Origin of the sequence: Novosphingobium sp. (genome assembly GCF_037133355.1) — a bacterium.
Classification (GTDB): domain Bacteria; phylum Pseudomonadota; class Alphaproteobacteria; order Sphingomonadales; family Sphingomonadaceae; genus Novosphingobium.
The window spans coordinates 1-10,508 of sequence record NZ_JBAXOI010000041.1 but is presented as its reverse complement, the minus strand read 5'-3'; the positions used below and the strand labels follow the sequence as shown (position 1 = coordinate 10,508).

Here is a 10,508-nt window from a genome sequence, read left to right as displayed (position 1 = left end):
CCATGGCAGCATAATTCAAGCCGAATGGCCTCCGGCAATCCCGGGGCGGTTCAGTAAATGCCACAAGCCCGCGCCTACGCCCAGACCCCAACTAATCGTCCCGCTCGATCAAATCCGCCCCACTGATCGAATGCCATTATTCCTCAGGACTGTGTCAACCGTGTCAACCGTAAGGAATTCCGACAGGTGGCCCCGCGCATTTGGGGTTCGATTCTCGCGGCGGCTGGTCTAGGGCGCAGCGGTCATGACCGAACCGAACCCCGATCTCCTGCCCGAGGGCCTTGAAGACCGCCTGCCGCGCGAAGCCGCTGCGACGACGCGCGTGATGCGCAGCTTGCAGGATGTGATGCACGGCCACGGCTATGACCGCGTGCTGCCGCCGATGATCGAGTTCGAGCGCAGCCTCGCCGCGCGGATGGACGGGATCAACCAGCGGCGCATGTTCCGTTTTGTCGATCCTGCAAGCTTGCGCATGATGGCGCTGCGCAGCGACCATACGCCGCAGATCGGCCGCATCGCCGGCACGCGCCTCGCCGCCGCCGCGCGGCCCTTGCGGCTGTGCTATGCGGGGCAGGTGCTGACGATCAAGGGCGATGCGCTCGATCCGGCGCGCGAGCGGCTGCAGTGCGGGGCGGAGCTGATCGGTGCGGACAATGTCGCCGCTGCCTGCGAGGTTGTCGCCATCGCCATCGAGGCGCTGCAGGCCGCCGGGGCGCAGGGCGTCAGCGTCGATTTCACGCTGCCCGATCTGGTTGATACCCTGGCGGCGAAGGCCTTCCCGCTCGCAGCAGATCAGATCGAGGCGGTGCGGCGCGAGCTTGATACCAAGGATGCGGGCGGCCTCGTCGATGCGGGCGGCGAGGCTTATGTCCCGCTGCTCTACGCCACCGGCGATTTCGATACTGCCATTGAAAAGCTTGCGGCAATCGATGCGGGCGGCGCGCTCGCCAGCCGCATCGCCGCGCTGCGCGAGATTGCCGCGACGCTCGGCGGCACTGCGCGGCTTACGCTCGATCCGTCCGAACGGCACGGCTTCGAGTATCAGTCGTGGCTGGGCTTCACGCTCTATGCCGATGGCGTGCGCGGCGCGCTGGGCCGGGGCGGCACGTACCGGATTGCAGGCGCCGGGGCGGGCGAAGTCGCGACCGGCTTTTCGCTCTATCCCGATGCCCTGATCGCGCAAGTCGCTGATGCCGAACGCGGCGAGGACAGCGTGTTCCTGCCGCTCGGCCATGACCGCGATGTCGCCGCCCGCCTGCGCAGCATCGGCTGGCGCACCGTGGCGGCGCTGAGCGAGGCGGACAGCGCGGCGGCGCTTGGCTGCACCCATGTGCTTCAGGGCGGCGAGCCGGTTCCGTGTCCGCCGGCCTGACGCCTCAGAAGCGGTACCCCATCCGTAGCTGGACCAGCGGATAGACCCGGTACTGGCTGATATCGCGGTGAACGCCCAGCCGTTCCGCGTCGAGATCGGCACCCATCGTGCCGCAATAAGGCGCCGGCACTGGGTTCGCACAGCTGCCGGTGATCGTCAGCCGGTTGGCCATGGCGCTGCCATGAAGCAGCGCCCCGGCTTCCACTCCGAACGCAAGACGTCTGGAAAGGGCCCCACCATAGCCGATCATCACCAGCGGCGCAGCGGACGCGGGGGTGGTATCGGCTTTGTGCGTGCCGACCTCGCCTGCCGAGTAGGTTCTGCCATCGATGAGGTAAGTCGCGCGGGCCGTCGGCGTTCCGAGCGCCCAGGCCTTGTTGCGGCGGAAGCGCAGGCCGCCCGAAATGTGGAAGCCGCTCCGCGATGGAAACATATCGGCGAGCAGGAGGCCGGACCGCAGCCGCGCGCGGCCATCCTCGCCGGCGGCGCCCGGCGCGATGCGCTGTTCGAGCTTCAGGAACGGAGCGCCGGCGCGGACGGTGATCAGCGGTGTGAACAGATACCCGGCTTCGGCTCCGGCGTCCGGCATTGCGATGGGGATACCGACCGGCACGCCGCCGGAAGCATCCTCCTCGGCCTCTGCCGGTGCGGCGATTGTCAGGGCGACGGCGGCAAGTGCAAAATTGCAGATCTTCATAAACCCCCCGAATGTCGAAACATCTCTCCAAGGTTTATTTTTGTAAAAATTATGTCAAATTTTGCTGAGCCGCGTATAACCTTCCAATGTTACAGTATTGATGAGCGAATTAAGCGCTCAATAGGCACTGCTGCAGCGGCGCATATCGCGACTGTCTTGCTGGTGCGAGCGAAGCAATGCGTTGCAGTATCGCCGCGGGAGACCTGCAGGACGGCAGGGCATGCGCGCCATCGGCCAAAAGGCGCGAGGTCAGTGTCTGACGACTTCGCCGTCTTCCTTGGTGAAGCTCTCCGGCCGCTTGTCCAGCAGCTCCAGCACCGCTTCAGAAGGCCGGCAAAGCTTGGTGCCCTTGGGCGTTACCACGATCGGCCGGTTCACCAGGATCGGATGCTCGACCATCGCGGCGAGGATGGCCTCGTCGCTCGCACCGGGATCGGTGAGGCCGAGTTCCTCCGCGGGGGTGCCCTTGGTGCGCATGATCTCGCGGGGGGCGGCGCCCATGCCGGCCAGGATCGCGTCGAGCTGCGGACGGCTCCAGCCGACCTTGACGTACTCGACCACCTCGGGCGCGTACCCGGCGGCCTCGATCATAGCGAGCGCGTTGCGCGAGGTGCCGCACTTGGGGTTGTGGTAGATGGTGATGGGAAATGCGTCGGTCATGCCGGGTCCTCTGCCAGAAGCCAGCCGAACACGGCAAGGGCGGCGAGCGCCCCCGCCAGTTGTCCGGCGATGAAAAGCGGAACGGAGGCGGGCGCGATGCCCGCGAAGGTATCGGTCAGGCTGCGCGCCAGGGTCACCGCCGGATTGGCGAAGGAGGTGGAAGCGGTGAACCAGTAGGCCGAGGTGATGTAGAGCCCCACTGCGACGGGCGTGAATTCGGGCCGGCTGCGCGAGACGCCGAGGATCGTGCCGATGAGGCCGAAGGTCGCCACCAGTTCCGCCAGCCCTTGGCCCCACCCATCGCGCGCATGGGTGGAAACCTGCAGCACGGCCTCGCCAAACATTGCATGCGCCAGCCAAACCCCGAGCACTGCAGCGAGGCCCTGCGCCGCGATATAGGCCAGTGCGTGCGCCGCTGTCAGCTCACGCCGCAGCGCCATGACCAGCGTCACCACCGGATTGAAATGCGCGCCTGAAATGGGGCCGAACACGTGGATCAGCACCACCAGCCCCGCGCCGGTCGAGACGGTGTTGCCAAGCAGCGCAATGGCATCGTTGCCCCCGGCCAGGCGCGCGCCCATGATGCCCGAGCCCACCACAATCGCGAGCAGCAGCGCGGTGCCGAGCGCTTCGGCAGCGATCCGCCGCGCCAGCGTCATGCCTCGGCTCCGCAGGCGGGGATCAGCCCGGCCAGCGGCGCGCAGATGTCCGGCTGGCCGCCGCAGCAGTCGTCCACCAGAAAGCCCAGCAGCGCCCGCATCGCGCCATAGTCCGCCGCATAGATCACCGAGCGCCCCTCGCGCCGCGCCGTGACCAGTCCGGCCTGTTCGAGGATGGCGAGGTGCGTCGAAAGCGTATTGGGCCGCACGCCCACTTCCCGCGCAATGGTTCCGGCGGGCAGGCCATCGGGCCCCGCCTTCACCAGCAGGCGAAACACGGCGAGACGGCTACCTTGCGCCAGCGCCGAAAGCAGGTCTACCGCGCGGGGCAGAGGCATCACCATCGCATTCTCCGATTCGATAGTTCGGCGATAATCGAAATAACTCGGTGAAGCCAGTCTCGACCCCTTCGCGCCTTGCCCTAACCCGCGCTCTCCCCTAGGGCGCCAGCCGACTTCAAACTGCAACAGGACAGCCAGGCACCGTGGCCAACGTGACCGTGATCGGCGCCCAGTGGGGCGATGAGGGCAAGGGCAAGATCGTCGACTGGCTCGCCAGCCGCGCCGATGTGGTGGTGCGCTTCCAGGGCGGGCACAATGCCGGCCACACGCTGGTGGTGGGCGATCAGGTCTACAAGCTCTCGCTGCTCCCCTCCGGCATTGTCACCGGCACGCTGTCGATCATTGGGAACGGCGTGGTGCTCGATCCCTGGGCGCTCAAGGCGGAGATCGAGAAGCTCACCGCGCAGGGCGTCAGCATTCATGCAGAAAACTTCGCGATTGCGGACAATTGCCCCCTGATCCTGCCGCTCCACCGCGATCTCGATGGCCTGCGCGAGGCGGCGGCCGGATCGGGCAAGATCGGCACCACCGGGCGAGGCATCGGCCCCGCCTATGAAGACAAGGTTGGCCGCCGCGCGATCCGCGTTTGCGACCTTGCCCATCTCGATGCGATGGACGCGCAGCTCGCGCGCCTTTGTGCCCACCACGATGCCTTGCGCGCCGGTTTCGGCCAGCCGCCGGTGGACCGTGCGGCGCTGCTTGAGGAACTGCGCGAGATTGCGCCCTTTGTGCTGCAGTTCGCCCAGCCGGTGTGGAAGCGCCTGAAGAAGGTGCGCAAGGCCGGCGCACGCATCCTATTCGAAGGCGCGCAGGGCGTGCTGCTCGATGTCGATCACGGCACTTATCCGTTCGTTACCTCGTCCAACACGGTTTCTGGCACCGCTGCATCGGGCTCGGGCCTTGGCCCCAATTCGACCGGCTTTGTGCTCGGCATCGTCAAGGCCTATACCACCCGCGTCGGCTCGGGCCCGTTCCCGACCGAGCTGGAGGATGAAATCGGCCAGCGGCTGGGTGAGCGCGGCCACGAATTCGGCACAGTCACCGGGCGCAAGCGCCGTTGCGGCTGGTTCGATGCGGTGCTGGTGCGCCAGTCCTGCGCGATTTCCGGTGTCACCGGCATCGCGCTTACCAAGCTCGACGTGCTCGACGGGTTCGAGAAGGTGAAGATCTGCACTGGCTATCGTTTGCGCGGAAAAGTCCTCGACTACTTCCCCAGCCATTCCGCCGATCAGGCCGCGGTCGAGCCGATCTACGAGGAAATGGACGGCTGGCAGGGCACGACTGCCGGCGCTCGCTCGTGGGCCGATCTTCCGGCGCAGGCGATCAAATATATCCAGCGCGTGCAGGAGCTGATCGAAACCCCCGTTGCGCTCGTCTCGACGAGCCCGGAACGCGAAGACACGATCCTCGTGCGCGATCCGTTCGTGGACTGAACCAGGGGTGCGGCTTGCCTGCCGAATCGGGCAGGTGGCCGTTCCGCTGAGCATCCGGCATACGGGAAATGTCCCCGGCGAGCGGTGATCGAGGAGAGCCGGCAGCGGATTTACCCTGCGGAATGCATCCTGCTCGTTTCGCCGGATAATGCCGGATTTGCGTACCTTGATGTGTCGGGATCGCATGCATCGCGTCGCGCTTCATCCAAAATCGAGGCAAATGATCTTGACCTGAACCTGTTTTGTTCCACTCTTGTTCGCATACGGGCATTTACGGAGTGAACTTTCGATGGGACAGGCTGCCAGGCAGTTCGACTATGGCACCGCGGACGCACGGGCGCCGCGCGTGGTGGAGATGCGGGGCCGCGTGCAGGATCGCGGCACTTCGGCGCTTGCCGTCTCGATCTTCGCCGATCGCAGCTATCTGCGCGCGGAGATGGAGGAGGATGCCGCTGCCGCGGGCCTGCGCATCGCGCAGACCAGCGATCTGGCCAATCTGCTTGCGGATGAACCCGGCCCTGCCGGCCATGACTATGTGCTCGGCGATCTGGTGCTCGTCGATTGCCCCGTGATCGATGGCGCCGAATTGGCCGCGCTTGCCCGGCTCGATCTGCGCGCGGCCAAGATCGGGGCGCAGCTTGTCGTCTCCACCAGCATCGGCTCGCTCGACGATGTGTTTGGCTGCCTTGATCAAAGCGAGGCGCAAATCCTCGTCACGCCCAGCCGCGCTGACCGCGTGATCGCGCTCGGCCGCACGCTCGCCCGCGCGGGCAACCGGGTGCGCGAACTTTCGGAGGAAGACCGCCTGGCGCTGCTGCGCCTTACCGAGCAGGTCGGCCAGATTGCCCAGAAGCTTGAGGCGCTGTCCTCCACCTCGGGTGGTGCCGCCGCCCAGGCGTCCGCGTTCCGCTTTGACGGGCCGGACGAGGACGGCCGGCTCGATGAAGGCACCGACCGGCTGGTCAGGACGGCACGCCCGCCGCTCCCCGATCCGCGTCTCGTGCGCAAGATCATCCGGCAGCGCCAGCTGCGCGCGCGCTTCTTCGAAGGCGATCTCTTCGCCGATCCGGCGTGGGACATGACATCAAAGATTTCTGGGAAATCGATATATTTCAAGGCAGCAGCCTGAGTTTTGGTGCCCTCGGTTTACCCGACCCACACCATCCCCATTCCCGCCGGAAATCCGGTCTAAAGGGCGGAAACAGCAAGGGGCCTTGGTAGTATCGGCGTAGCTTGGCCCACCCACCCCAGACCCAATCCTCAGCACGAGCCAAGGATTGGGCAGGGGTGGCCAGGTGGGTGCAACGTCAGGGGGCGGCCGGTTCCTCCTCCTTTACCGGTTTTGCCGCCCAATCGACGCCAAGTTTCGCTGCCCCAGCCTCGACAGCCGCAATGAGCTGATCGTTCGCCAAGTGGGCATAGCGGGTGGTGGTCTTGTAGTTCGCGTGACCAAGCACCTTGCCGATGGTGTAGAGATCGATCCCGGCAGCGGCCATGAATGAAGCAGCGCTGTGCCTCAGGTCATGGATGCGAAGATCCGGCAAACCTGCCTGCTTACGTGCGGTGTCCCAGCTCATGAAGATCCCTACCCATGGCTTCAGCGTGGCTGGATTCGGGATCAGGTAGGGACAGCCCTTATAGCGCGGCAACTCGGCAATCAGATCCAGCGCCCCTTGTGACAGAGGCACAAACCTGGCCTTGCCCGATTTTGACTGAGCGACGCGCCAGAGACGACGATCGAGGTCGAAATGTGACCACTCGGCCTGAAGGAGCTCACTGACACGGCAACCGCACTGAATGAGCAGCCCGACAATGTACTTGAGCTGCTTGTTGCGGGACTGCTCCACCGCCTGCCTGAGCCGTTGGGCTTCCTCGGTGGTGAGGTAGCGTTCGCGAGCGTTGTTAAGCGGTTGCCGGGGAATGCCGACAACCGGATTCTTGGTCAGGCCCGGTACACCCCATTGCAGCGCCAATTTCAGTGAATGCGAAAACACCACGCGGGCACGTTCGATGGTTGCCGGGGCAAAGCCCTTCTGTGCCATCTCACCCAACCAGAGTGCAGCATCCTCCTGTCGAATGTCCGAAAGCAGGACCTTCTGCCATCGGGGAAGGATGTGCTTGCGCATATACTGTTCTGTGGTGTCCGGACTGCGCTGGTAGGTCGCAGTGTGGGCGAGGTAGCGGGGTGCATATTCGCCGTAGGTGGGCGTTGCACGCTTCTCACGCTTGGTCTCGGCTGGGTCCTCGCCAAGGGAGGCACGGCCCCGGATCTTAGCACCCTGTTTGCGGGCCTGATCGAGGGTAATCTCGCCGACAGCTCCTAGGCGGATAGCTCGGAGGCGTCCATGCTCATTGGTGAAGCGCTGGTAGTAGGCCGCGCGGCCATTGGCACTCAGCTCGATCATCAAGCCTGTGTCGCGGTCGGAGTAGTAGTTCACCTTCTTTTTACCCTGCGGGACCAGCGCGGGGCAAAGGGTGTTCAAGAAGGCGGCATCCATGCGCACAACTGCCATGGTGGGTTCCTTTCTAAAGTGCGATAGTTCATTGCTGCAGAGCGCCGCCCCGGCCCGCGCAGGGGTCATGTACCCGAGGCGCGGTTTCGGCGTCCGGTGGGGCTACAGCGGCAAATTTTTGGCGGTTCTGCTGGCGGGGGTTGCCCCCGGCCACGCAGGGTCTGGAGATTGGCGCTTCCGGGGCCGGTAGTGGTCACCCCGCGAACCTGACATTCTGAGAACCTGCGCGCCGGTTGGCAGGCCAGCTTTTCAGCCAGTCCAGAATTTCAGCGCTCACCCTTCCTGGCCCTTGGCGCGGTGAAAGTGGCTGAACGGGTGAAATCCTGAACTGGTCGAAAACCTGAACTGCTCCCCGGTGCGGGGCCGTCAGGGCTGGGGGCGGACGCCCTCTTCCCTTGGGAGCAAGATGAAAGTCATGGCTCCGCGCGCCTTTCGGACGAAGTGCCAATGGTGCTGCACCGGGTCATCACCTGTGTACTGTTCGATGACGCGGGTGGCAGCGCGGCGACTGACATTTGCTTTTTCAGAAACCGCATTTCGCAATGCGATCTTGGTATCGGTGCCTGCGGCGATGCACTCGGCGACCGTGGCGATCAATTCGGCATCCGAGCGTTCGGTTTCAACTCGCTTGATACCGTCGAGATCGTTCTGATCGACCAGCCGAACCGAAGCGAGGCGCTGGGCGTAGGAAACATGGTCCTCTGCGGCATAGGTATAGGCGACCGATTGGACACCTCCCCCGCGAGCCTTGAGGCGCTGGAATTCGACGAACTTCTGCCCCGGATGTCCCGAGAGGCTAAGCTCATCAATGATGTAGCCAGCATCGAAATCATCCAGAATGTCGGTCGTACCCGCATGAATGGCCTTGCCATCGTCACTCCGACGCTTGTTGACATGCGCGAGACCGAGAAGGGTGCCACCCGCTGCGACGTACTGGCGACAGACATTTGCAAAGTCGCTGGCCTGCCTCTTGTTCATCAGGTCCACGAACTTTTTCAATGTGTCGATCACCACCAGCGTTCCGCGTGCGGCGTCTTTTTTCACCGCCTGCAAAAGCAGCGCTTCAAGATTTTCGGCCTTGAAACCGCCCTGTCCCGGCACAAGCGTATGCGCGCCGAGTTCATCCAGGATCGACAGTTTCACCGCGATGCCTGAACTGCTGTCATCGGCGTTGATGAAAAACAGGTCCGACGCCGCCAAGCGGCCCTGCTCCACTGCTTCGACCGCCAAATGGAGGAAGAGCAGCGTCTTTCCGGTATTATGCTTGGCGTACCACACCGTTGCCTCGCCGCGATGACACATGTCTCCGAGAAGAGGGGTGGCGTCCTGAGCTAGCGCCTCGTACTTTGCCGACTGCCCGATCAGGCTGTATTGCGCCAGCGGGCTGACCTTCCCCGATGGGACCGGAGCCGGTTCGGCCTCGACCATTTCCGCATGGATCACCGTGGTTTTGCATGGCTGGAAATCATCGTGCATGATCGCGGCGGTATTGGCACCGGCATCACGCGCGCGGGCGATCAGAGTGGCGATGGTGATCGGTTTGGAAACGTCACCCTTGAAAGATCGCCATTTTACCTCGATGTCCTTGCGCCCTTGGTAGGATTTGCCCTTGCTGCTCCAGGAGTTTGCAAGTGCGAACCCTTCGTCGCTTCCGCCGGTCTCATGGTAGATCGCCATCAAGACATTCAGCCAATCCTGATAACCGCAGTCCGGGTCGATATGGGCCACCAAAGCGGTAATCGTGGCAATATCGGTTGCCGGAATGGAGACGTCACTTCGCTCTTCCGGTTCGTCCCTTGCCGGTCGAGGCGCGGGGCGTCCGTTGTGCTGAAAAACTGCATCGATGAAATCCTGACCGACATGGCTGAGTTCGTCGCGATGGCGCGCTGTCAGCGTTATCAACGACTTGCCCTCGCTTGGCGTCAGCAATGCAGAATTCCTGTGCGCCCTGACATCCAGGCGGTCGGGGAATTCGAGTGTGCTGTGAGAGTCGGGCTTGGCAAAAGCCCCCTTCTCAAGGCGATAGTGATGGTGAAAACCACGGCGAGTCTTGATTACGAGCGCCGGAACGATACCGAATTGCTGTTCCAAACGGCGCAGCGCTTCGATCGATTCCGGGCTGTCTGCATCGAGCAGCAGTTGCGTTTCATCGAGAACGGCTCCTACCTCGTGGGTCGGATTCTGTTCCCAATGCTGCCTGATGGACACTTCCGAAAGCTCGTCGAGCCATGGAAAGTAGTGAACCACCGGGCGTTTAGCCCCCGGAACGAGCGGAATGACTCGATAGCCGAAAGCAAACCAGAAAAGTGCGCCGTCCAGATTGGTTTTGAACGAGAACAGTTCGCACAAATCAGGTTTCAGAAGACCGCTTAAGTCCAGATCCCCGAGATCGATCTTGCGGCTGCTCGCTTCATTCGCAGGGGTGACCTTGTCACTCATACGAAGTCCTTCTGGCAAACATCAGGCAGAGCGAACTTGGCGTGAGCCTGTTCATTCCTGATGCTGGAAAAATCACGCACAATAACGGGTGCGCGACGCAATAGTTGCGTATGCATTGTAATATCCTATCTACAATTTCAAAGAGCCATCCCACTGGGGGATAGCAGTTACTCGGCGTAAACCGGCGCAACCGAGGTCTTCGTGGCAGGAAGTTTTTGGTTGTCAACCCACCGCTATGGGTGGAATCTAGCACTTCTGAAGTTACGATACTTTGGCCTGCTAAAATATATTTTCTAAAGCTAACGGGCTTTCAGCACAGTCGCTCTGGCTACTGAGGTTTTGACCTGCCCCCCGAAAGATCCCTCGATCTGATGTAGAGTCTGCCCATTGGAAG

At 63.1% G+C, this 10,508-nt stretch carries 9 protein-coding genes; 3 read left to right on the top strand and 6 right to left on the bottom strand.

The annotated features are described in order from the left end of the window. Positions 1-244 precede the first annotated feature (244 nt). Positions 245-1,372 carry an ATP phosphoribosyltransferase regulatory subunit gene (locus WCL10_RS20275; protein WP_336897456.1) on the top strand — a complete coding sequence of 376 codons (1,128 nt, stop codon included), beginning with the start codon at positions 245-247 and terminating at the stop codon, positions 1,370-1,372. A gap of 4 nt (positions 1,373-1,376) precedes the next feature. On the opposite strand, the gene WCL10_RS20270 is transcribed toward WCL10_RS20275, so the two are convergent. The 4 genes from WCL10_RS20270 to WCL10_RS20255 form a co-directional block, all read right to left on the bottom strand. Then, on the bottom strand, positions 1,377-2,069 hold the full coding sequence (locus tag WCL10_RS20270) for a hypothetical protein (RefSeq protein ID WP_336897455.1): 693 nt from the start codon (positions 2,067-2,069) through the stop codon (positions 1,377-1,379). 249 nt (positions 2,070-2,318) lie between these two features. Continuing rightward, positions 2,319-2,729 (bottom strand): arsenate reductase (glutaredoxin), encoded by a 411-nt coding sequence (gene arsC / locus WCL10_RS20265; RefSeq protein ID WP_336897454.1) that lies wholly within the window; start codon positions 2,727-2,729, stop codon positions 2,319-2,321. Further along, a complete protein-coding gene (locus WCL10_RS20260; RefSeq protein WP_336897453.1) occupies positions 2,726-3,388 on the bottom strand; it encodes an MIP/aquaporin family protein in 663 nt (220 codons plus the stop codon). The genes arsC and WCL10_RS20260 overlap by 4 nt, the downstream gene beginning before the upstream one ends. Beyond that, positions 3,385-3,726 carry a metalloregulator ArsR/SmtB family transcription factor gene (locus WCL10_RS20255; RefSeq protein WP_336897457.1) on the bottom strand — a complete coding sequence of 114 codons (342 nt, stop codon included), beginning with the start codon at positions 3,724-3,726 and terminating at the stop codon, positions 3,385-3,387. The genes WCL10_RS20260 and WCL10_RS20255 overlap by 4 nt, the downstream gene beginning before the upstream one ends. 146 nt (positions 3,727-3,872) lie before the next feature. On the opposite strand from WCL10_RS20255, the gene WCL10_RS20250 reads away from it, so the two are divergent. Together WCL10_RS20250 and WCL10_RS20245 are read left to right on the top strand one after the other, a co-directional pair. Next, the gene (locus WCL10_RS20250) at positions 3,873-5,162 is read left to right on the top strand and encodes an adenylosuccinate synthase (RefSeq protein ID WP_336897452.1); all 1,290 of its coding nucleotides are present in this window, start codon (positions 3,873-3,875) and stop codon (positions 5,160-5,162) included. 289 nt (positions 5,163-5,451) lie between these two features. After that, complete coding sequence (locus WCL10_RS20245; protein WP_336897451.1) at positions 5,452-6,291, top strand: MarR family transcriptional regulator; 840 nt, start codon at positions 5,452-5,454, stop codon at positions 6,289-6,291. 178 nt (positions 6,292-6,469) lie between these two features. On the opposite strand, the gene WCL10_RS20240 is transcribed toward WCL10_RS20245, so the two are convergent. Together WCL10_RS20240 and WCL10_RS20235 are read right to left on the bottom strand one after the other, a co-directional pair. Next, on the bottom strand, positions 6,470-7,675 hold the full coding sequence (locus tag WCL10_RS20240) for a site-specific integrase (protein ID WP_336897450.1): 1,206 nt from the start codon (positions 7,673-7,675) through the stop codon (positions 6,470-6,472). Between the two features lie 366 nt (positions 7,676-8,041). Continuing rightward, the gene (locus WCL10_RS20235) at positions 8,042-10,114 is read right to left on the bottom strand and encodes a PriCT-2 domain-containing protein (protein ID WP_336897449.1); all 2,073 of its coding nucleotides are present in this window, start codon (positions 10,112-10,114) and stop codon (positions 8,042-8,044) included. Positions 10,115-10,508: the final 394 nt, after the last annotated feature.